The organism is Paenibacillus sp. FSL M7-0896 (assembly GCF_037975415.1).
Taxonomy (GTDB): domain Bacteria; phylum Bacillota; class Bacilli; order Paenibacillales; family Paenibacillaceae; genus Paenibacillus_AQ; species Paenibacillus_AQ silagei.
Genome location: NZ_CP150250.1, coordinates 499,739 through 523,537, shown reverse-complemented (window position 1 = coordinate 523,537; position 23,799 = coordinate 499,739). Strand labels below are relative to the sequence as shown.

General features: G+C 43.5%; 15 protein-coding genes and 1 pseudogene. 8 read left to right on the top strand and 8 right to left on the bottom strand.

The features are described from left to right. Positions 1 to 7 precede the first annotated feature (7 nt). From MKY12_RS02205 to MKY12_RS02190, 4 genes are all read left to right on the top strand, one after another. Positions 8 to 1,573, top strand: a complete 1,566-nt coding sequence (locus MKY12_RS02205) for a response regulator (protein WP_339312745.1) — start codon at positions 8 to 10, stop codon at positions 1,571 to 1,573. Positions 1,574 to 1,775: 202 nt separating this feature from the next. Next, positions 1,776 to 2,738: an ABC transporter permease subunit gene (locus MKY12_RS02200; RefSeq protein ID WP_339312744.1), complete on the top strand. Its 963-nt coding sequence runs from the start codon at positions 1,776 to 1,778 to the stop codon at positions 2,736 to 2,738. 11 nt (positions 2,739 to 2,749) lie between these two features. After that, positions 2,750 to 3,640, top strand: coding sequence for a carbohydrate ABC transporter permease (locus tag MKY12_RS02195; RefSeq protein ID WP_339312743.1), 891 nt, complete (start codon positions 2,750 to 2,752; stop codon positions 3,638 to 3,640). Positions 3,641 to 3,696: 56 nt separating this feature from the next. Beyond that, entirely contained in the window at positions 3,697 to 5,454 is a 1,758-nt protein-coding gene (locus MKY12_RS02190) for a hypothetical protein (protein ID WP_339312741.1), read from the top strand. A 64-nt stretch (positions 5,455 to 5,518) separates the two neighbouring features. Here MKY12_RS02190 and MKY12_RS02185 read toward each other — a convergent pair whose 3' ends face one another. Further along, the gene (locus MKY12_RS02185) at positions 5,519 to 6,622 is read right to left on the bottom strand and encodes a slipin family protein (protein WP_339314748.1); all 1,104 of its coding nucleotides are present in this window, start codon (positions 6,620 to 6,622) and stop codon (positions 5,519 to 5,521) included. Positions 6,623 to 7,913: 1,291 nt separating this feature from the next. Here MKY12_RS02185 and MKY12_RS02180 point away from each other — a divergent pair. The 3 genes and pseudogenes from MKY12_RS02180 (at position 7,914) to MKY12_RS02170 (ending at position 11,676) form a co-directional block, all read left to right on the top strand. Further along, positions 7,914 to 7,997 (top strand): putative holin-like toxin, encoded by an 84-nt coding sequence (locus MKY12_RS02180; protein ID WP_219214875.1) that lies wholly within the window; start codon positions 7,914 to 7,916, stop codon positions 7,995 to 7,997. A gap of 382 nt (positions 7,998 to 8,379) precedes the next feature. Continuing rightward, positions 8,380 to 8,778: a (deoxy)nucleoside triphosphate pyrophosphohydrolase gene (locus MKY12_RS02175; protein WP_036730802.1), complete on the top strand. Its 399-nt coding sequence runs from the start codon at positions 8,380 to 8,382 to the stop codon at positions 8,776 to 8,778. A 1-nt stretch (position 8,779) separates the two neighbouring features. Continuing rightward, positions 8,780 to 11,676, top strand: a pseudogene (locus tag MKY12_RS02170) (DEAD/DEAH box helicase). 61 nt (positions 11,677 to 11,737) lie between these two features. On the opposite strand, the gene MKY12_RS02165 reads toward MKY12_RS02170, so the two are convergent. The 5 genes from MKY12_RS02165 to MKY12_RS02145 form a co-directional block, all read right to left on the bottom strand. Further along, complete coding sequence (locus tag MKY12_RS02165) at positions 11,738 to 12,760, bottom strand: restriction endonuclease (RefSeq protein WP_339312740.1); 1,023 nt, start codon at positions 12,758 to 12,760, stop codon at positions 11,738 to 11,740. A 130-nt stretch (positions 12,761 to 12,890) separates the two neighbouring features. After that, the gene (locus MKY12_RS02160) at positions 12,891 to 13,163 is read right to left on the bottom strand and encodes a hypothetical protein (RefSeq protein WP_339312738.1); all 273 of its coding nucleotides are present in this window, start codon (positions 13,161 to 13,163) and stop codon (positions 12,891 to 12,893) included. A 137-nt stretch (positions 13,164 to 13,300) separates the two neighbouring features. Further along, positions 13,301 to 16,651: a DEAD/DEAH box helicase family protein gene (locus MKY12_RS02155; RefSeq protein ID WP_339312736.1), complete on the bottom strand. Its 3,351-nt coding sequence runs from the start codon at positions 16,649 to 16,651 to the stop codon at positions 13,301 to 13,303. Positions 16,652 to 16,717: 66 nt separating this feature from the next. Next, entirely contained in the window at positions 16,718 to 17,899 is a 1,182-nt protein-coding gene (locus tag MKY12_RS02150) for a restriction endonuclease subunit S (protein ID WP_339312734.1), read from the bottom strand. Further along, positions 17,892 to 19,361: a class I SAM-dependent DNA methyltransferase gene (locus MKY12_RS02145; protein WP_339312732.1), complete on the bottom strand. Its 1,470-nt coding sequence runs from the start codon at positions 19,359 to 19,361 to the stop codon at positions 17,892 to 17,894. Before MKY12_RS02145 ends, MKY12_RS02150 begins: the two co-directional genes overlap by 8 nt. A gap of 205 nt (positions 19,362 to 19,566) precedes the next feature. On the opposite strand from MKY12_RS02145, the gene MKY12_RS02140 reads away from it, so the two are divergent. Further along, positions 19,567 to 22,539, top strand: coding sequence for an AAA domain-containing protein (locus MKY12_RS02140; protein ID WP_339312730.1), 2,973 nt, complete (start codon positions 19,567 to 19,569; stop codon positions 22,537 to 22,539). 165 nt (positions 22,540 to 22,704) lie between these two features. Here the strand turns inward: MKY12_RS02140 and MKY12_RS02135 are convergent, their stop codons facing one another. Both MKY12_RS02135 and MKY12_RS02130 read right to left on the bottom strand, forming a co-directional pair. Beyond that, complete coding sequence (locus MKY12_RS02135; protein WP_339312729.1) at positions 22,705 to 23,166, bottom strand: hypothetical protein; 462 nt, start codon at positions 23,164 to 23,166, stop codon at positions 22,705 to 22,707. 44 nt (positions 23,167 to 23,210) lie between these two features. Next, entirely contained in the window at positions 23,211 to 23,720 is a 510-nt protein-coding gene (locus MKY12_RS02130; protein ID WP_339312728.1) for a sigma-70 family RNA polymerase sigma factor, read from the bottom strand. Positions 23,721 to 23,799: the final 79 nt, after the last annotated feature.

The following is a 23,799-nucleotide window of genomic DNA, read 5'->3' as shown; positions in this document are numbered from 1 at the left end:
CTCAAGGATGTACAAGCTGTTGATCGTGGATGATGAGAAAATGGTACGCGAAGGCCTTCAGGATATTATCGAGTACCTGAAGGTGCCTCAGATCGGCCCGCTGCTGACCGCACGCGATGGCGCGGATGCGCTGGAGGTGATCGCGCGGGAAGAACCGCCGATCGTGCTGACAGATCTCAACATGCCCGGCATGGGCGGGCTGGAGATGCTCCGTACGCTCCGCGAACGGCACCAGCGCCATAAGATCATCGTCATCAGCGGATACGATGATTTCCATCTGGTGAAGGAGAGCTTCAAGCTGGGCGTGCGTGACTATCTGCTGAAGCCGGTCCATTCCGGCGACCTTGCAGAGGTGCTGAACAAGACGGTGCACGAGCTTCAGCACGAGCAGCAGCAGGACCTTGAAGGCCACTCAGAGCAAAAACTAGCCCTGCTGGAGAAGGCCAGCCGGGGCATGAATCAGGTTCTGCACACTGCCCCGGATGATCATGATGCCATCCAGGCCGTACTGGGTGAGCTGGGCTGCCGCTTCCCTCATCCTGTCACTGCGGCGGCCATCGTCTCCGTGAGCCAACCGGCTCCGCACGAGCCTTCCGCCGGCGGCAACTGGGAACACATTCTGCTGGCTGCCGATTGGGAGCAGCCCCATCTCAGTCTGCTCCCCTTCTATAACCGCCATAATGACCTGGTCCTCTGGCTCAATTATGATGACCAGATGTATGACGACGGCGGCATACGCAAGCTGCTGCAGCCGTTCCTGGCGGACGGCTCCGCCGCGGTTGCCGTCGGTGCTGCGGTCCACTGCGCACCCGGCGCGGTTCAGCCCGCAGCAGCCGGTGCTACGGAGTCCGGTAGCCGCACGAGCGGCTTGGCCTTTGCCTACCAGAGCGCACTGGATACGCTTCAGTACAAGCTGACCGCCTCCCGGCACAGCCTTATTGTGTACGAGGATACTCTGAACAAGGAAGATACCCGGATCAAGCCGGAGCATCTGAGAACGCTGGTGGAGCTGATCGATATGGGGCGCCGGGAGCAGGTGCTCCCGCTGATCCAGCATTATTTTAACGAAGAAGCCCTGAAGAGCAGCAGCATGAGCAGCATTCGCCATAATTACGAGATCATCCTGCACACGATCGGCTGGCTGCCCGGCCAGAAGCGCGACCTCTCTACCTTCGAACGAAGCGAGGCCCTGCGGCTGTACCTCAAGTCCTGCATCCTGCACATGATCGAAGCCCGCGCAAGTCTGGCGCACAGCGGCGATGTGGTGGAGATTGCCAAGACCTATGTGCAGGAGCAGCTGCTGAACGGCATCAACATGGCTTTTATCGCCAATTATTGTAATATGAGCTATAACTATTTCAGTAAAATGTTCAAGGACAGCACCGGGGTCAACTTCCAGGATTATGTCACGATGAAGCGGATGGAATACGCCAGACAGGCCCTCAGCGGACTCAATGTCAAAATCCATACAGTATCCGAGCAGCTCGGCTACAGCAACCCTAAGAACTTCTCCCGTGTCTTCAAAAGCTATTTCGGGGTTAGTCCGAAGGAATATCAGAAGCATTCCCGGTGAACTCAACCTAAGCGGAGCTTCCTCCGCCCCACTCTGTCTCACTCTGCCTCATGATCGCAGGCTCCCCGCTTCGCTCACGCGAAAGGAGGGGCTTTTTGTCTGTTCAGGATGAATAATGATACCTTTTCATAACCTCCAATCCTGTTATCGCTTTCTTAATCCGCTTACAATTGATGAAGCACAAGAGAAAAGAGGTTGCCAGATGACAGATTCAGAGGCTACGCTCGCGGCGCGCAAATCCCCGGGCACAGGCAGGAACTTCCGGAACAAGGATCAGCTGTCGCTTCAGACCATGATTCTTCCCGGTATTATATTCATTCTCGTCTTTACATTTATTCCGCTCTACGGTGTACTGATTGCCTTCAAGGAATATAACATCGTCACCGGAATTCGGGGCATCTTTACGGCAGAATGGGTCGGATTGGACAATTTCAAGGAGTTCGTGAACGATATCAACTTCTGGAATATGCTGCGCAATACGCTTGGCATCAATATCCTGGGGCTGCTCATCAACTTCCCCCTGACCATCCTGTTCGCACTGATGCTCAACGAGCTGACTTCCCAGCATTTCAAGAAGCTGACGCAGACGGTCACTTATCTGCCTCACTTTATCTCCTGGAGCATCTTCGGCGGATTGATTATCAACATTCTGTCGCCGAGCAGCGGTGTCGTTAACTATGTGCTGCTGCAGCTTGGGATCATTTCCGAGCCGATCCATTTCCTTGGGGAACAGGACTACTTCTGGCTGCTTGCCGTGCTCACGAATCTCGTGAAGGAGCTGGGCTGGGGGGCCATACTCTATCTCGCCGCCATTGCGGGCATCGATCAGGAAATGTACGAAGCGGCCTACATGGACGGAGCCACACGCTTCCAGCGTATCTGGCACATCACGCTGCCGTCCATTACCGGCACGATTGTCATTTTGCTCGTATTCTCCATTAGTAATATCCTGAACAGCGGCTTCGACCAGTTCTTCGTGCTTCAGAATCCTCTGAATATTGATAGCAGCGAGGTCATTGACACTTATGTCTACAAGGTGGGGCTCAGGGAGTTCCGTATGGAATACGCTACGGCTGTGGGTCTGATGAAGACGGTCATTGCGCTCGTCCTGCTCTATCTTGCCAACCTCACGGCCAAAAAAATAACAAAAAGAGGAATCTTCTAGGGGGTACGCTCGTGGTTAAGGATCGCTCATGGCGGGAACATCTGTTCAATGCATGCAATGTTCTGATTATGCTCATTCTGATTGTATTTACGCTCTATCCGTTCTGGTATTCAGTGATCGGCTCCTTCAACGAAGGCGCAGACTATGCCAGAGGAGGCGTGTACCTGTTCACCCGGCAGTTCACCTGGGACAACTACAGCGCTTTGTTCAGCGACAGCGCTCTGATCCGGGCCTTCGGGGTTACCGTGGCCCGGACGGTGATCGGTACGTTCACCCATATTGTGTTTACAGCTATGTTCGCTTACGCCTTCTCCCGCCAGAACCTTAAATACCGGAAATTCTACTCCATGCTGGGACTCAGCAGTATGTACCTCAGCGGCGGAATGATTCCGTTCTTCATTCTGATCAACTCGCTGGGACTGTACAATCACTTCCTGGTGTTCATTATTCCGGCCCTGTTCAGCTTCTGGAACGTGATTCTGTTCCGCTCCTATTTCGCCGAGCTGCCGGAAGCACTGATCGAATCCGCCAAAATCGACGGGGCCGGGGAATACACCATCTTTTTCAAGTTTATTCTGCCTTTATCCAAGCCCGTGATCGCCGCGGTCTCGCTCTTCACGGCTGTCGGCCACTGGAATGCTTATTATGACGCCATGATCTATACGTTCGGCGATCATCTGCAGACGGTCCAGCTCTATATCCTGAAACTGGTTCAAAGCACGGAAGCCGCTCTACTGCTGGCTAATATGTCGGGCACCGTCGGCACGGCGCACAGTACCGTCACGACAACGACCCTGCAATTAGCCGCCATGGTCGCCGCATCGCTCCCGATTGTGCTGATTTATCCTTTTGTACAGAAATATTTCATCAAGGGCATGCTCATAGGCTCTGTCAAAGGATAAATCCGCTTAAGGTTGGATGAACATATAGCTTACGATGATAACTTGGGGGTAAAAAAATGAAGAAAACAGCAACGGCCTTATTATCCATCTGTCTCAGTCTGACACTCGTCTTAACCGGCTGCTCTAAAGCGGGCAACGCCAATAACGAAACCACCCCGTCGCCTACAGCGACTGCCGGCAGCGGGGACACAGGCACAAATACAGCAACAGCCTCAGATCCCGGCTGGAAATCCAACACGGCGCCTGCCACCTTGTCCTGGTATGTAGGCGTACCGGGGTACTCCAAGAAATGGGATGCGCAGAACAACTATGTAGACAAGCTTATTACCGGGGAGACCGGCGTCAGCGTAGATTATGTACTCGCAGGGAATGATGTGAACTCCGAATTTAACGTGATGATGGCAACCGGCAATCTGCCCGACATTATCACACTGGACCGCTGGAACAGCAACTCGCTGATCCAGACGCTGATGAGCAGCGGCACGGTGGCTCCCCTTAACAAGCTGATGGAGGAGTATGATCCGTACCTGACCACCATTCTGCCGCCATCCATGGTAGACTGGTACACCCAGCCGGACGGCAATCTCTACTCCATTCCGAACTACTATGTATCTCCGGAGATGCTGGATCAGTATCCCGGGGTGAAGAAGTTCTACAATGAACGCTCCAACGGCCAGATTCTGGTCCGCCAGGACATCATGAACGATCTTGGCATTACTATGGAAGACCTGCAGCAGGAGGATTCCCTGATTGCAGCGCTGAAGAAGGTGAAGGCTGCCGGGGTGAAATATAACGGTATGGATATCATTCCGGTCTATCTGGACGATAAGGATAAGTATATCAACGACTCCCTGGGCGTGCTAAGCGGCTCCTTCGGCGCTGTTAGCGAGACAGAGGACGGCTCTTATTCAGATGTCCGCCGCACCAGCGAGTTCAAGAATGTGCTGAAATTCGTCAACCGGCTGTATTCGGAAGATCTGCTATCACTGGAGAATTTCACAAGCGACCACAACCAGATTGCGGAGAAAATGACGCAAGGCTCGATCTTCATGAAGATCGGCAGCTATGCCGACTACAAAGACCCGGTCAACAACCTCTACCAAGCGGATAAGGAAGCGAAATATGTAACCGTTGACGCTATTCAGTCCAAGGAAGGCACGCTGCCGCAATACGGCAGATCGCTCAACAAGGGCTGGACCCTGACCTTTATCAACAAAAAGTCCAAGCAGCAGGACCGCGCAATTCAGTTCCTGGAGTATCTATACAGCGAGCATGGCCAAACCGTCAACAGCTTCGGCAAGGAAGGCGAGACCTTCACGGTAACAGCAGACGGTAAATACAAGCTGAACTCCGAAATTGAGGAAGCGATCAACAAGGACTGGAACGCCGCCTCCAAGAAATGGGGCTTCGACTCCATCTGGTGGATGGTTAATGAGGTATGGCTGAAGGATGTCAAAGAAGCCGAGAAGACCGAGCAGACGGAATATATGGACAAGCTGTTCTCCGGCACAGCCAAATATATGTTCAGCAATGATGTTATGGACTCCGGCAACCTGTTCGATGCGTATGAGCCCGGCTCCAAGGAAGCCAATGCCGAAGCGAAAATCAATGTCTACTGGGCACAGATCGTTCCCAAAATCATTTTCGCCAAAAGCGATGCCGAATTCGAATCCGTCTACACAGAAGCCCTCGCCACACTGGACAAGCTGGGCCTGAAGGATATCGAAGCCGCGAAGAACGCCCGCGTCCAGGAACTCAAAGAAGCTACCGGCACTAAGCTGGTATCGCCTAAGTATACTGGAACTTATCAATAAGTTAACAAATAAAGACGCTGCGGGGAGACATTCCCGGGCGTCTTTTACTTATATCTTAAGTCGTCTACTTATTGGCCCCGATGAGTGAGCTTAACCGCTCCAGCAGATCGCCGCCGCCCGTAACCGAGATGGAGCCGATCCGGTCGCATATCTTCTCGAGGAATTCCAGCTCCTTGAGCCGGAACAGCGTCTGATTCTCGTCCATCAGCTTCGCCGTATTCAGCAGGCTGCGTGTTGAAGCCGTCTCTTCCCGGCGGGTAAGCAGGTTCGCCTGCGCTTTCTTCTCGGCGAGCAGGACGGTGTTCAGGATGTCTTTCATTTCCCCCGGCAGAATGACATCCTTCACCCCCGCCCCGACAAAACGTACCCCGAATTCTTCTCCCTTCTCCTGGATACGGGACAGAATGAAGGTGGCCACATCCTCTTTTCGTTTCAGGAGATCGTCCAACCTCAGCGTCCCGACATATTCCCGGAGCAGGAGCTGAAGCTGGATGTGGATCTGCTCGTCAAACCCCTTCATCTCCAGAACACGGTGCGGACTTACGATGGTGTACTGGCATACGAAGTTCAGACGCAGCGAGACCTTATCTTCTGTCATCATTTCTTGACCCACCAGATCCATCTGCTGCTGTCTTAGATCGACCGTCTTGGTCAGCACCGAGACCGGTCCCTTCCAGAAATAATACTTACCCGGCGTAAGCTCCCGCTGGAGTGTATGATCATAGAACAGGAAGCCCTGCTCGTAGCTCGCAATCTCGTAGCACTGCACATACGGAGTAAGCTTCGGGATAATCGAGCGATCAATCCCGGCAGGCAGCTCCGGCTGCCTAATATCCGTATGGACGAAGGTGTGCTTCCTCAGGAGGTTCCAATAAGCATACACACCCGGCTTCAGCAGCTGCTTGAATTGACCATCCTCATAGTGCAGAACGATCTCATGATCCTGTACGCGTACGACATCGAGCTCCTTCAGGAGTTCATCCTCCTGTAAGAACAGCTCCAGATCTTTGCCCTCGACATTAAACGGTCTGCCAATGTTCAGTACTACCACCGTATGCTGCGACCATGAGAAGTAACGGTAGGTTCCCGGCAGCAGCCGCTTCACATAACTTCCCTTATGAAAGAGCAGACCGCGCTGGTCCGCTTGAATCGTGATTGGCTTCAACATCATATGTATTACCCCCTTCTTGATTGGCCAATGGATGACAGAATCCCGCTGCAGATCAGGCGGAATCACGTTTGAGACAGGCGGTCTGCCGGGAGGTCCGGGAGGACTCTTGAGACCTGAGGCTAACCCAACCTTCAGCCAGCCTTCGTTCCCTTCTGTCCTTGCCAATTCCTCCCCAGCTGCCGCACCATCGGTATCCACGGATTGCAAAGCCCTTCCGCAGTGCGCTAGACTAGCCGCCAGAGATTCTGTCCATTGGTTGGCTTACTCCGATTGTGCTTCAATAGTCGCTCGATGGAAATCGAGTACTGTAACCAACGTCGCTGTGAAGGCGATCGGGGAATCGAACCCCTTATCTGCTCTTACCGCAACGGACCGTACAGGATACCGTAACATACATGCCGGCACTGCGGGATCACCAGAGGTCCCCGCCTCGTTACGCCCGTTCGGATAAGAACCGGATGTAGGATGTACGCGCTTGGCGTTACCTTACAGGCTCTATCATCGCTGATATCCAGCGGGGCGAACATGGCGGAAGTATTACGATGGGAGAAAAAATTTCCAGAGAGGGGGTTTTAGAGGCATGAAAAAAAGCCCAAAGGCAGGTGGGGGAGCCTGCTTTTAAGCTTGGTTAGGGGGATGGGTGAGTATATTCAAAATTACTACAAAAAAATAGACCGCCCTCACCAAAGGAATCGGTCTATTTCTTGACTGGTTTACCTTTTGAAGCCACCGCCCTTAAAAGCGGCTATTGCTCCGAGAGTCGTGTTCGCTGCACGGCTCTCTTTTTTCACTATACTTTCTCCTGCCCATTGCACGACTCTCTTAGAATTACTCAGTAGACTGGAAAACCTTAAGCTTACGAAGTAGCTTTCTGCGAGAGCTTTTAGGTAATGCCTGTGGAGGTATACCAAGCATTGACCCTAATGATTTCTTACGTGACACTGGTTGTGTTGATTCTCTCTTTCCACAAAAAGAATCAGGCCACCCCGGCCAAAGGAAAGCGTCCTATTTCAATGGATAACCTTTAGAAGCCGCCGCCCTTATAAACGGCTATTGCTCCGAAAGTCGTGTGTCCAGCACGGCTCTCTTTTTTATTATACTTACTCCTGCCTAATGTACCACTCTCTTAAAATTTCTCATTAGCCCGAGCCCACTCTTCCGGCGAGATCCATTGGAAGAGTCTGCTCTGTTCGTATATTCAAATATTTCCATTCGTGGTATAATCGCTGAAGCAATAGAAAGGCTTATATGGGCGGTCGGCTAATCTCCCGGAAGGGAGGTGACGCCAATGGAGGTTTATCAAGCATTGTCCCTGATGTTCATGTTTGGCATGTTCATTATCGCTCTGCTAAATTACCTCAAAAAGAAATAGACCGCCCTCACCAAGGGACGCGGTCTATTTTTTGACGGTTTACCTTTTGAAGCCACCGCCCTTAAAAGCGGCTATTGCTCCGAGAGTCGTGTTTGCCGCACGGCTCTCTTTGTATTCTACGTTTTTTCTGCCTTTACTATACCACAAATCAGTTCATAAAGTAAAAAAATCTCAGTTCTGTTACAGAAAAAATGCCCAAGCAATCGAAAAGAAGCAACTTACTCCAGTCCTGCAAAATTGTACTGCCTCCATAGGGCATTTGCCGGTCGGACTCTTCCTTATATGCAGTATGTAAACATTCATGAAAGTATACTAAAATAGTATTATCAATGCAGAATCCATATCTTTCTCATTAAGCTGCATAACCGGAGGGAACTAACTAATGAAAAAACATATCCATGTTGTTGGTGCTGTGATCATTGAAAATGAAAAAATACTTTGTGCACAGCGGGGAGCCAGCAAAGCATTGGCCTACATGTGGGAATTCCCAGGCGGGAAAATTGAGGACGGAGAATCACCACAGTCTGCACTAAAACGAGAGATCGATGAAGAAATGAACTGCACAATTGAAATAGGTGAAGCGATCGAGACCACTGTGTACGAATATGACTTTGGTTTTGTTCATCTCACTACTTTTTATTGCAATCTATTAAAAGGCACACCAACCTTAACTGAACATGTTGCCATACAATGGTTACCTGCTAATGAATTAATGTCTTTAGAATGGGCGCCTGCCGATATTCCTGCTGTTCAAAAAATTCAAGAAACACTGGGGAAATGAAATGGACAATCCCCTTCTACATTTAAACAATTCTTTAAGCTGGGCGTTTATTGACCATCAACAGGATTCGCCAGATAAATATAAGCCAAAACTGTTAGTCAATAATAAGGACACTAATGATTATGTACTTACGCCTTTGTTAGAGGAGCTGGACCGTTGTTCCTCTTTCATTATTTCTGTTGCCTTTATTACTGAGAGTGGCTTAGCAACCCTTAAGTCACATTTAGCTGATCTGAAATTAAGAGGGATTAGTGGTAAAATCCTAACCTCAAATTATCTAAACTTTAACAAGCCAAAGATATATAGAGAGTTGCTAAAAATAACGAATGTTGAGGTGCGTTTAACAGATCTAAGTGGTTTTCATGCTAAAGGTTACGTTTTTCAACATGAAGATCATTCAACAATCATTATGGGAAGCTCTAATCTGACTGCGGCAGCATTAAAAGCCAACTACGAATGGAACGTGAAATTAACCTCATTTAAACATGGGGGCCTTCTTGGGCAGTTCCATAGTGAGTTTGAAAAGGTATGGCTTAATGCTGTTCCACTTACCGATAGATGGATCGAATTATATCAAATCCTTTATGAAGAGGTTCAGAGGGTAACCCGAAATGATCGACTAGCAATGCCCTTAACTCCTGACAAATTTCCTCAAATTGAATCTGGTTTAGTCTCACCTAATAAAATGCAGGAGAGAGCACTACAAAATATAAAGGAGTTGCGCACAACAGGGGCAGTTAAGTTAAAGGACTTGTTATTTCAGCGACAGGAACAGGAAAAACCTATCTGTCTGCTTTTGACGTGAAGAACTTTGCTCCCAGGAGAATGCTCTTTGTAGTACACAGAGAACAAATATTGCACAAAGCTTTATCTGATTATCAACGAATACTAGGCGGTACGGACAGTGATTTCGGTATTTTATCTGGAAATAGTAAAGAAACAGAAGCCAAGTACCTCTTTGCTACAATTCAAACCATCTCTCAGAACTCCTCATTAAGTAATTTTAATCCTGAGGCGTTTGATTATATTTTGATTGACGAGGTTCATAAAGCAGGAGCACGTTCCTACCTTAAAGTTATCGAACATTTCACACCTAAGTTTCTATTGGGCATGACAGCAACTCCAGAACGCACTGATGAATTTAATATATATGAACTATTCGACTACAACATTGCTTACGAAATCCGCCTTCAAGAAGCTTTGGAAGAAGATATGTTGTGTCCATTTCACTATTTTGGAGTTACAGACTTTGAATACAACGGCCAAATCATTGATGATACGACTCTACTCTCCCAGCTAATCACTGATGAAAGAGTTTCTTATTTAATTGAAAAGGTTGAGTATTACGGTTACTCAGGGGAAGCCATAAAGGGCTTAATCTTTTGTAGTCGCAGAGAAGAAGCTATCGAACTATCTAACATTCTAAATATGAAAGGTTATCGTACAGTAGCTTTGACTGGAAGCGATAGTCAAGAAACACGGGAGCGCTGTGTAACTGATCTTGAATCAGGTAACCTAGACTATATTCTAACTGTAGATATTTTCAATGAAGGAATCGATATCCCTTGTATTAACCAAGTTGTGATGCTTCGTCAAACTCAGTCCAGTATAGTGTTTGTTCAGCAGCTAGGACGTGGCTTACGTAAGCATCCTAATAAAGAGTTCGTCACGATTATCGACTTTATTGGTAACTATAAAAATAATTATCTGATTCCTGTAGCCCTGTCAGGAGACAAGACTCAAAACAAGGATAATATTCGTCGTCACATGAAGGACACCAGTTATATTAAGGGCATCTCAACCATTAACTTCGAAGAAATTGCCCTTCAACAAATTTATCGCTCGATTAGTAATAGTAATCTAACAGCACTTAAGATTCTTAAAGAATCTTACTCTCAACTTAAAAATCGCCTTAATCGAATACCCAAACTGATGGATTTCATTGAAGCAAACTCAATTGATCCGCTTATATTCACTGATGAGCATTCAAGTTATTATCACTTTCTACAAAAGATTAAAGAAAATATTCCCATCTTATCAGAGCACGAGAAAAGTTATATAGTAATGCTATCGGAAGAGATTCTAAATGGAAAACGCAGACATGAGATTATATTAATAAACTTACTACTCTCTGGAGATAGTGTTACTTCGACCGAGTATATGAATGCACTTATGGAGGATGGCTGCCTAACCGATTCCGCAACGTTGGATTCTGTCTTACGTGTTCTAAATTTATCTTTTTTCACTGAAGCCACAAGAAAAAAGTATGGAGAAATAGCTGTAGTGCAATTCGATCCGTCTCAAAATTATGTGTTCCATCCAACGTTGGCTTATTCGCTAAAGAATAACACGTACTTTAGAGAAATGGTGATTGATATTATTCAGACTGCTTTTCATAAAAATGAACAGTACAGTCCTGGCGAATCTTTAACTTTATACAGGAAGTATTCCAGAAAAGATGCTTGTAAACTTTTGAATTGGAATAATGACGAGGGCTCAACGATATATGGCTATAAAACAAAGCATCAAACTTGCCCTATCTTTGTAACCTATCACAAAAATGAAAAAATAGAAGCAAGTACGAAATATAAAGAAAACTTTATCAATACAGAGGTTTTAATGTGGTCAACAAAAAATAAACGAAAACTTGAATCTAAGGAGGTTAAAACAATTCTTGAGGCAGATCGTCTAGAAATCGACCTTCATGTTTTCGTGAAAAAGGATGATGCAGATGGAACAGAATTCTACTACTTAGGTAAAGCACATCCCGATCAAAAAACTGCTGTACAGGCATCTATGCTGGACAAAAATAATAAGTCTATATCCGTTGTGCATATAAATCTGCTATTAGAGAATGCTGTTGAGAGTAAGTTGTATGGGTATTTGACTAAATCTTAGAATGTATCAATAACTAAGGATGTGGATACACCACATCCTTAGTTATCTAAAAACCCCAAACTTATAACGGCCAATATATCTTCCTTAACGGTATTAAAGTCCGTGTCTCTGAATCAAATTGATCATAATATTGCGTTACTAACTCCGCTAGTAGATCCAAGTCTATTAACGATAAAGGGATATTTGATCGTTCCGCTTCATATTTGGCTTCTTTGGTAAATCCACCAGTAGATACATAAATCCCCCGATCCCCTACTCTTAATCCTCCAGTAAAACTACGTATGTGACTAGATCCCATACTGCCTGAACGGTGCTTTACTTCCACTATAATCCTTGGTTCTTCAAGCCCTAGACCATCTGGAGATGCAAAAATATCTCTTCCTCGATCCGGCCCTTTAGGTGAGATTCGCGTCTTGTACCCCATTCCTCGGAGTACACCTGCCACAAGTTCTTGCATCTGCTCCCAGTCTAACTTAGCAATCTTATCCTTAATAAACTCGTTGGACTTCTCAATAACGTCATCCTTGATGATCTCTAATTCTTCAGCCTCCTCCTCTGTATCAGCTTTCACAGGCTCTATTGTTTGATCTGATGAATTAACAACTGCCTGACCAGCCGCCATTTGCTTGAGCAATTCCTTCTGAACTTCATTGGGTATAGCAATAATAGTCATAATAGAACCAAGCGTATTCCGAGCACTGGCTGACAAAACATCTCTAGATACTGTCCCCTCCCAATTTACTCTGCGAATTTGTGGCTTATCCGTAATATAATCAGGTTTATATTCATAATTTGAAACAACTCTTCCTATGTAATAAAGACGCTCTTCCGGATGATAAGTGATTACAAGATCATCTATTTTAAAATCACTCACAAACCGAAAAATCTGGCCAGCAGTTATATTGATCTTACCTTCTTTGTATTCAGGATACGCTAACTTCAAAAGCCTCTTCACTTCTGCCAAAGTCTTCACTGTACTGACATTCCCCAATTGAGCCCAACCTATCGCGATCGCTTGCTTTTCTTTGAATTCGTCGATAAGGTATGCTTTCTCCCCCGCTCTTACAAGCCACATATTCCCCATAGTTAACACCCCTTCATCTGGACTTACAATATTTATGGTAATTCGACAATCTAGGAGATATCCCTTCCAAAAATAAGCATAAAAAAGGACTGTCGAATGAACAGCCCTGAAATAATGTTTGTATTATTTCCTAAGTAGCAGTAAAAGCTTGTGCAAGTTGCATCCCATCCTTAAGTCCCTGTAGATATAAACGTTCATAAAGAACAGATTGCTTTATGGAAAGCTTATCTTCCCAGTTTTCAAATTCTGGCTTATGCACAATATCGATGGAAGCAAATAATTCTTCAAAAGCTTTGCGCTCTTCATCAAAAACTCGTCTAGGCTCGGATTGATGTTCAATTAGTGCACTTACTTCAACTAATCGATCCTGAATTGTTTCTATAAACCATATCGGAAAACTCACCATATCTCCCCCTCATAACTAATCACTCGGAGAAACTTTTGATATTCCCTCTCATACAGTCATATTGTAAGCGATAAAACTAATATTTTAATGCGGATATCGAATTAAATAAAAATAATACTGGAAAGCAATTGATCTTACCCAATAACCTTTACCGCATTATCCTTAATCCTTGTGACTGTCTCCACCAGCTTTTTTTGTTTCGCACCATCGAACAACTTCACAAAACTTTGCGGCTTATCAAATGGCGGCTTAACAAGTTCAGATACATTATCGATATAGCCGTTCTGAGCAATATAATCTATAACTTTTTTGACAAATACAATTTGCCCCTGGTTTAAAGACTGGTCATTAATAAACTCCGAGAATGCAGCTGTGGCAGCCTCATACTCTAACTTGGCTATTCTACGGACCAATAAGCCAAACGGCGTATCTTTGAATTCCCGTTGATAATCCTCAGCCGTACCTAGTTCACCTATAAAAATCTTTTCCAGCACTTCGTAGTCCAGCGCAGTTAAAGGAATATTATTACGAAGCTTATGAATTACAATTGCATCGCGGTTTTTCTCAATGTAACGATTCACCTTAAGCTTATAATCTTCAAAGGTATAGGCTTCATACATTCCTTTCCCTTCATTAATTTCAAGAACTTCGTCCATTAAATTTGTGTAGATGGGGTTTTTACCACCTTCTTCATCTACAATGAATTTAATCAAACCACGCAGTTCCTTGCGTACTGTTTCAAAATCCAGTAGACCTGCACTCTCCCAGAACTCCTCCGTACCAATAGTCTGAATAAGTGGTAGTTTTTCTTTTATCCACTGGATAGTAGCACGCTGAAGCAAGCTAGAAGCTACTTCCATCAGCTGCTTCTTTCCCTTCTTGAATTGCGGCGATTCCTCAAGCTGGGCAATCATCAGACCATACATGAAATTATCAAACCGTTTGGCGTGTTCATCTGTATCAGACATATATACAATAGGTGCAAGGTGCATTATAAGATTTGATTTATCCTGATCCAACAGACAGACAAAAGCTTCACGATGCTTATACTTTTCTATATGCTGTAATTGCAATTTTACAGATACGAGCTCAGTATTCAGTGCAAGAATTTGCCCCAATACTATTAATATCAACTCTGTACGGACAGCCTGATAGGATTCATCAGTAAAACAAGCTTGCTGTAAATAATGGATCAAACGTACTCGCTTCGCAAAGATCGCTTCAGACAAACTCTGGCCTTCATTTCCCTGAAGACCTTCCTTATGCTGACGGAAAAATTCAAAGTTGCCCAGATAATCAAAGATGACGAAGCGTTGCTTGTCCTCACCTTCTCCGAACAAATCCCTGCGCAACCTTGTCCCACGGCCAATCATCTGCCAGAACTTCGTTTTGGAACGAATCCTCTTGAAAAATACAAGGTTTACAATCTCCGGTACATCTATCCCTGTATCCAGCATATCCACTGAAACGGCAATATGGGGCTCTTTATCAGGTATTTTGAAATCGTCAATCAAGCTCTGCGTATAGGTATCTTCCGAGACAATCCTCTTAGCGAAAGTTCCCTTATATTGAGGATATAGCTTATTAAAGCGTTCCACGATATACTGGGCATGATTTTTCTTCTGAGCAAAAATAATTGTTTTCCCAAGCCGGTCCCCGCCTGCCACCTTAATTCCCTGAGTCATTAGATCTTCCAACACACGGTCCACTGTGGCCTGATTAAAAATAAATTCGTTAATTGCAGGAGATGGAATGAACTCAGGCATTTCACCGTCCTCATCCGTAAAGTCTTCCTCATACCGCGCCTTATCTTCTGGCGAGAGATTATCATAAGTAATTCCATGCTCCAAAAATCTTGTTGTAACCTCAATGTTATAGTAGGGGACCAAAACATGATCAACCTCTACAGCCGTTTCATAGGTGTAGGCATAAGTTGGTACACCATTTTGCATCTCAAAGAAATCATACGTATTCCGGTCCACTTCAGTCTTGGGGGTAGCAGTCAAGCCCACAATAATACCATCAAAATATTCAAAAATCGCACGGAATTTCTTGAAAATACTCCGATGGGCTTCATCCACAATAATCAAATCAAAGTGAGCGGGCGTAAATAGGCGTTTCCCATCATCAGTCTTTGCCCTATCGATGGCATTCAGCATTGTTGGATAAGTCGAGAACACAATACGGGCTGTTTTGTCATCCTTATTGCTCAACAGATTACACAGCGACATGTCAGGCAAATAATTTTTAAAATCATCTTTTGCCTGTTTAACCAACGCCTTCCGATCTGCCAAAAAGAGGATATTGGTTACATATCCCCCACGGGATAAGACATCTGTTAAACTGGAGGCCGTTCGGGTCTTACCGGTTCCAGTTGCCATGACTAACAGAGATCGTCTGTGTCCCTCCATGATATTCTCACATACAGCACGGATTGCTTCCTTTTGGTAGTAACGATCAGTAATCTTGTCGTCAATAATAACTTCATTGAGCACTTTACGTTCATTTCTCCGGTTCATTAACTTCTGTAGATCCGCCTTGGAGAAAATCCCACTTACTTTACGCTGTGGTGAGGTAACATCATCCCACAGATTCGTTTCAAAACCATTCGTCGTAAACATCATCGGCCGTCTTCCAGTCATCTGTTCCAGACAATCGGCATACAGCTTGGCCTGATGAGTACCAATTTTCGGGTCCTTCGAAGTTCGCTTGGCTTCTATCACTGCTAACGGCAGACCGTCTTTACCGTATAGCACATAGTCGGCATACCCCCTGTCTTCATTATTAGGCATACCAAACACTTCTACTTCTTCCCTTACATCATCTCCGAGTGTCCAGCCAAGCAACTTCAGGTCAACATCAATAAATTTCTTGCGTGTATGGAACTCCGAAAGATCTCCAGGTGTAAAGTGGCGTTCTTCCTGATGCTGGCCTTTGTCAGCGGTAAGTTTATCACTCATTGCTGCGATTTGGGCACGCAAAGCCTCAATTTCGGATTCTTTTTGTTCGATTAAGCTATCCCTTTCCTTAATCCTTGCTTCATCCAGAACAACCTTTTCGGCTGGGATATTGCTTTCAATGAAATGTCGTTCCTCATAATTAGCCCCATAGCAGTAATCAAGCCACTGCACAAATTCAAATAAAGCAGCCAGCGACAAGACTGCATCGCTACGACTGATATTCTTGTCCGTATGTACCGCGAGGTTCCCTAGCTTAATAATGTAACCCAGCTTACCCCAAGTCTGATTCTCCATCGCAAATTTGAAGGTTGGCTCATGAATCAATGCCTGCAAGTTGTCCTTATAGGGCATAGTAATAGTATTATCGGCAGCATATACCCACTTCACTGCAAGCTCAAAAGCTTTCCTGCTGCCCACCGCCGCCATCGCCGGAGAGGTAGCAAGCACCTTCTCCGCTTCGATAGCCGCTGTAGCAAACAGCTTATATTCCGTTTGTCCCTGTAAGAATTCAAAGTTTGCAGGCATTGGATTCACCTCATGAGTAAAATGATGAAAGCGATTTGCTTACTATAAGAGTAGAGTTAGAGCTCATTATTCAAAATACTGACTCATCAGACTGTCGAAGAGTTGCTGCGTTTCGTCGATGGCCTGTTTGACGATGGCTTTTTGTTCTTCGATTTTGTTGACTATGTTAGCGAATTGATTCTGAAGTTTGAGAGGTGGAAGTGGAATGGTCATTGCCTTGTATGCTCCGACATTAAAATGTTGTTGAGCCGCACCACTAGTCCCTTTAAAAATTTGATTTTTTCCATGAGGAAAGTTTGTAAAAGCACATAAATATAACGGATTGATTTTTATAACGTCAGGTCTGGCAATTATAATATCAACAGCGTTACAGCCGACATACTCTTCGGTAACAACGCAAGATGTGCCAGGATAACCCGATCGAACTACAAGTACATCCCCTGCTATCAAGATAGACTTGCTGTGTATTTTATGGCCTTCAGGCGTGAAATATATCCAGCTTTTATCACGAACATACATTTCACCAACGTTCAGTGAACGAAATGTCTTTACCCCATTAGATTCCTGTGTATAATATTGTGCAGGCTTTATAACTACGCCAACAGTTACCTTCGCAACATTTCCTATAGTAGTACATTCCCATTTATCAAACTCATTTTCATTACCAAACATCTCGCAAAAAGCTGATTTGATCAAATTATCCATCTCTGTAAATTGCTGTTTACGTATGACAAGCAGTTCTGCGACAACATTCAGCGTTTCAGCAATTTGTTTTTGTGTTTCAATTGGTGGGAGAGGTATCTCAGTCTCTTTTATAAATCTATCTAATTTTAAATTGGAAATACCTGTTGTCTTATTTTGAAATTTTCTTGTACCGCCCATTCTGTAATTAAAAAACAAATAATAAAACATATACTTCGGATAGTTAATTTCTTTATCCTTTAGTCGTATTACTGATGTAAAGTTATTGAAAAGATATTTATTATTTTCGCCCTCAAAAAACACTACTCTACCAACAGGTTGTTGTGGACTACCGCCAGACTTTTCTATAATAATATCTCCGTGTGATAAAAACTTATTTTCCGCTTTTTTAGTATCTATTATTCTTGTAACGACATTTGAGTAATTAATGGTACCGTTATTAGTAAAATTAGTCGTACGCAATACTGGAATACCACTGCCTACTTCATCATCCACTCCCCATTCTCCAGGTAAAGGTTTTTCAATAATTTCTATTAACTTATTCATTAAGCAACCCCCTCAATTCCTCCATCTTGGAGGCAATATCAAGGTTTAACTGCTCCAGTCGAGACATAATCACTTCAGACTTGTCATACTCTACCTTCTCATACACAACCTCTTTATACCGATTGATAGACAGGTCATAGTCATTGGCTTCAATCTTTGATTTATTTACCATAAAGCTCGATTCTGTCGGCAAACGATCTACTTCACCCTCCAGATTGTGATAACGGGCAATGATATCAGGAATATCGTTAGCTGCAATAGGCGAACGCTTGTCATCCAGCGAATACCCGTCGGCTTTCATATCATAAAACCATACTTTATCAGTGCCGCCTGCCCCTGTCTTGGTAAACAGCAGAATCGCTGTGCTGACTCCCGCGTAAGGTTTGAACACTCCGCTTGGCATGGAGATCACCGCCTGAAGCTGATGATTCTCTACTAATTCTTTACGAAGCGACTTATGCGCCTTAGTCGAACCAAATAGTACGCCATCCGGCACGATACAGGCACAGCGTCCGCCTTTACGGAGAATACGCAAGAAGAGGGCCACGAATAGAAGCTCTGTCTTCTTAGTATCTGTAACAGTTCTTAGATTATCATTGATGCTTTCAGCATCCACTGTGCCAGTGAATGGGGGATTGGCAAGAACAATATCATAAGCGGATGCTACGTTATTTTGTCTGGATACACTATCTACATAATCTATATGCGGCTGACTGATGGAGTGTAACATCAGGTTCATAGCAGACAGGCGCAACATCGTTCTGTCGGTATCATAGCCCGAGAACATCTCACCGGAGAAATGCTCCCACTGTTCGCCTGTCATCTCCGACTCGTATTTTTCACGGATATATTCAGCTGAAGAGACAAGGAAACCCGCAGTACCACAAGCAGGGTCAACGATCTTATCGTTTGGTGTAGGCGCTATCAGCCGGACCATTAAATCACGAATATGTTTTGGCGTTCTAAATTGGCCGTTTTGTCCAGCCGAAGCGAGCTTGCCCAACATGTACTCATACAGATCGCCCTGCATATCCAGATCCTTAATATCATGCTCATACAGCTCATCTAGGCCTGTAATCATCTTCTGCAGCACTTGAGGTGTGGGAACCAAGAACATGGCATCCTGCATGTAGCGTGTGAAGGCGGTCATGTTCTCTCCATTCATCGTTTTAATAAAAGGAAAGACCTGCGTGCCAACAATATCATAGATGATACGGGCGTCTTTGGTTTTGAACTTACTCCAGCGCATATTCTGTCCGTCTTCGTTTTGAGGGAATATTTTCGGCACCTCTGCTCCGCTAATCGCCTCAAAACTCTCGTTCTCCAATTCCTTTTCATCCAGTGAACGGATAAACATCAGGTAAGTCAACTGTTCAATAACGGTTAAAGGATTACTAATCCCACCAGCCCAGATATCAGACCATATTTTGTCAATCTTATTACGCACTTCTCCAGTTAGCATTCATCTTTCTCCATTTCTACAATAAATTCCTTATAACGATAATACTCCTCTTATTATACACTGAGTAAGAAAAGAAACTGATACCAAAATAAATCTTACTTATTAAATTTATAGTTTTTTAGATACATACTTTTTTCATAACATTTCCAATACTTTTATAGGATAATAGATACAGCAATACTATATTTTCCATAAGGAGAACTACATGATTACCAAGGCGCTGCTTCAGTATTATTCAGAATGTTTAAAATATGAAGGCTATTTTTCGACTCAACTCAAAAATACAGATTTACACCACGCAAAGATTGATCCGTTTAACATAGAGGATATCGTTAAACGTTATGAGCATTTAAGCCAAAATCTAAAAGATAACCAATTAATTATGTTTGGCTATCCGTTGATAAAAATAAATAAGAAGGATACTTATATTCCATTAATTCTCTGGAGTAGTTCAACATTTCAATCAGATCATAATCTCTATAAGGCTGATCAATCAGGGTTTCATAAGGAAATATATAAAGCTTTGGCCGATAAGAACTCTCTTAATATTCTTAATCACTTGAAAGAGCAATTCTCCTCAAATCCTGCTGAATTCTTGAATGACCATACAATGGTTACACAACTACTTGAAATTGCCGATCTCGAAGAAACAAGAAACTTGCCTGTATACACTATCTTCCCGGCGAAGAACTCCGATTTTAGTAACTATCATGTCTCACAGGAGATTCAGGCAATTTTAGAAGATAAATTTGAGCCAAGTCCCATTCTCAAAAGTTATCTTAATCATAGCTTCGCAATTCCAAAGGTCTCAGAAGACCCGTCACTCATTCATATTGTACCTGGCAATCTTCCTCAAAATAACGTAATGCATGATATAAATCATACCATTAATATTGTTAAGGGACCTCCAGGAACTGGCAAGACACAGACTATTCTTAACTTGATCGCCAACCAGGTCAATCACCAAAAAACTTGTGTTATTGCTAGTACAAACAATCAAGCAGTAGATAATATTGTAGAGAAACTGGATGCAAACGGAATAAACAAATACTTTTTCGGATACGCCCGCTTAGGAAGTAACGCCAAGAACAAGGAAGCTGCAATACCTATTCAGTATGCTTTAGAGCGTATGATAGAGATAGTGAAAACAACCCCGAATAACATACTTACTATGGAGTCTTATTTAGCATATCAAAGTAAGAGTCAAGCCTTAATGGATGAAATAACTCATACTGAACAGATCGAGAATCAAATTATTGATCTGACTAGCACAATTAATCAGCTTAAGGACCTAATTAACGTCCTCAATGATAGATTGCGGCTGAACCACTTGATTCCTATGAAAAATGATCTAGAGTCTATTTCAATTGCTAATGAGAAAATAGAATTTCGTCTACGTGAACTGGTCGATGAACCGTTACAACTCTACGGTAATGGCATTTTCAGAAAATTTCGTTCATACATAGCTGGAAGACTACGTACCTATATGAAATTCCGTATAAAAAAGCAGTTGAGTTACATCGGGGCAAGACAGCTCTGGGAATACATTGACAGCAACGCTCCCATTCAGTCTCTGGCCTTCTGTGAGGAGATTATTAAAGTTATCAACCTTGAATTACGCTGTACTCAACTTGTTGAAGAGTTGTCTGCAATAAAGAGTCGCCAACAGGAGTCCTCAGCAGACCTTGAAATTTTATATGAAAAGAAAAATGAGATTGACCTTTATCTTTTACAACACCAATGGCTTCACACTGCAGAGCCTGTTCTTAAAGATATGAAAGAGCTCCAAAAAATAAAAGCTTTAATTCAGGAACTGCGTGAGAAAGGAAATATTAAAAATAATTCATCTGCCTTTCCTTCTTTTCTAAAACTGTTTCCTGTCCTTCTCGTTAGCAGTTTGTCTGCACGCAATTTCATTCCAGTGGGAATGTCTATTGATCTTGCGATCATAGATGAATCTTCCCAGTGTTCCATTCCAAGCATTTTTTGTGTGCTTCAATCAGCACGTAAAGCCTGTTTATTCGGAGATTCCAATCAGCTGAGTCATATCGTTTCAATTGAGGACACTTTTAGCAGGAAATTGTTTGAAGCACACGCACCAGGAATAGAACTTGAGCCTTATTGTTATCTAAATAATTCTGCATTTGAGAGAGCTGAACAAGCTTGCGAATTTAGCGAGGGGGGAACACACCTTCTTAACTACCATTACCGTTGCATTCCTTCTATTGCGTCTTTCAGTAACCAGCAATTTTACCGTAACCGTTTAAGGATGATGCGCAATGAACCAGACAGGCAACCTTATTCAACTGGAATTTATTCAACCAATGTATATGGTTCAGTATCAGGGACAATTAATTATCAAGAACTAACAGAAATCAATACTATTGTGAATAGACTGGAGCAGAATGGTATTAACCAGATTGGTATCGTAACCCCTTTCGCTGCTCAGAAAAAACAGTTAATAGAATTATTCCGCAGTAAACCTAATATTAAAGTTGGCACTGTTCATTCTTTTCAAGGTGGAGAGTGTAAAGCGATTATTTTCAGCACAGTAATTTCACAAGGCTCAACACCATTTCAAGTAAATTTTGTACAGAACAGCTACCGGTTGATTAATGTAGCCCTTACCCGTGCACTTGATTATTTCATGATAGTTGGAAATCTTGCACAGATAGATAACGGACAAGGTTATTTGACTAAACTAAGCCGTTATATTTACACAATTGAAGCAAGTAGCTTTCATTGCCCTTCAATAGAATTATCCATTGCATTCAACCAAATAATACAGCAAGAAAACCGTATTAAACTTATGCATGAAGGCGAGCGGATGATTTATAAAAAACTCCTAATATTCCTTGGTGGTATGCCCTTACTTGTCTTTCCCAAAGTCCCCATAAAAGATGTTTTATCAATTAATCTAAAATTAGATTATTCATTAAGAAACTTTTACTTTACGAGTCACTTGGACTTTGTTATTTATGAAAAAGAATCTTTGCAGCCGCTCTGCTCAATCGAATACGACGGCAGGCATCACCGTAATGATCCAAAAACAATCATGAATGACAAAATGAAGGATACTTTGTGCACATACACTGAGTTCAAACTGATTCGTATCAAATCCAATGATGAAACTGCGGGGTGGGACGAATTAAAAAGCTATCTGCATTCTTTTAGCTGATATAGTCCAATTCATTCTATAAATAATTTTAACAATCTTTCCTTTTACTTCGTGAAGGATGATACAGACAATTGGGGGTTTAGGACTATAGATTAATTGCGCCCCTGAATTTAAAACAGTGAAAGAAAAAGGTGCTCCTTCGAGAACACCTTTTTTTGTCATGGTCTATTTAAAATAATTCTCCAGCCTACTTATTATTTCAGCATTGCTGGCTGAATAATCACTTAGTCTATTCTTGGTCTTACTACTGTCATACAAGGAAATATTCATTTTGTTATATATATCAATACCGAATCTAACATCCTTATTTACATATATCTGAATGTTATACGTATAGGGATCGAACTTAATTTTTCCGTCATTCGCATTCTTCAAGTCTAACTTATCGAACTCAGCTATGATCTTAGTTATTTCTTCCCGATCTTCAATTTTAATTTCATCTTGAGTAACTTCAACACCTGAAGATCTTTGGGTGATATAAATGGTGGATACTTCATTAACATTAATTTTATCAGTTACTACTTTCTTAAAAGAAGTCGTCTTCTGAGCATTATATACAAAGACAGCTGCAACCAAAATAATGATTAAAGCCCCGATTCCTATAAGGTACTTGGTTTGTTTTTTCATTATAAAATCTCCTTCTTTATCGCTTGATTACATTCATGTTTCCATCAGCCACCCTCTTCCCTCAAAAACCGCAGCACCCGCCCCCTAGCTCTCGATATATACTGCCGAACATGCTGCGTGGGAATATTTAAGAGCTCCCCGATTTGTTGATCCCGCAGCTCCAGCTTGTATTTGAAGTAGAGCAGATTCCGGTCGCGTTCAGATAGCTGCAGCATTGCTTCCGTAAGTGCTCCTATGGCTTCAGCTTGGATGTAGTTTTCTTCTGTCGCGGCTGCTAGATCAGGGATTTGCTCCGCTACATCGTTCTTCAAGCCGGTATAGACCTTCCTGGAACGGCGGGTGCGCCTTCGGATATGGTCATAACAATAATGCTTAATGGTGTTGACGACATAAGAGGTAACTTTGCAGCCGCTTAAGGAGCGCAATAGAGATGTTTTGGGGATCAGCTTAATAAAAGCTTCCTGAATTAGATCATCAATGACTTCTTGATCCTTAATAATATTAAATGCTTTCTTTCTCATTAAAGGATAGTGGTTCTCATATAAATTCTTCATGAATGTTCTATCATCATCGGGTTCACAAGCCTTTAGAATGCGAAGTGAAATTTGTAACCCCTCCCCATAAAAACCATAT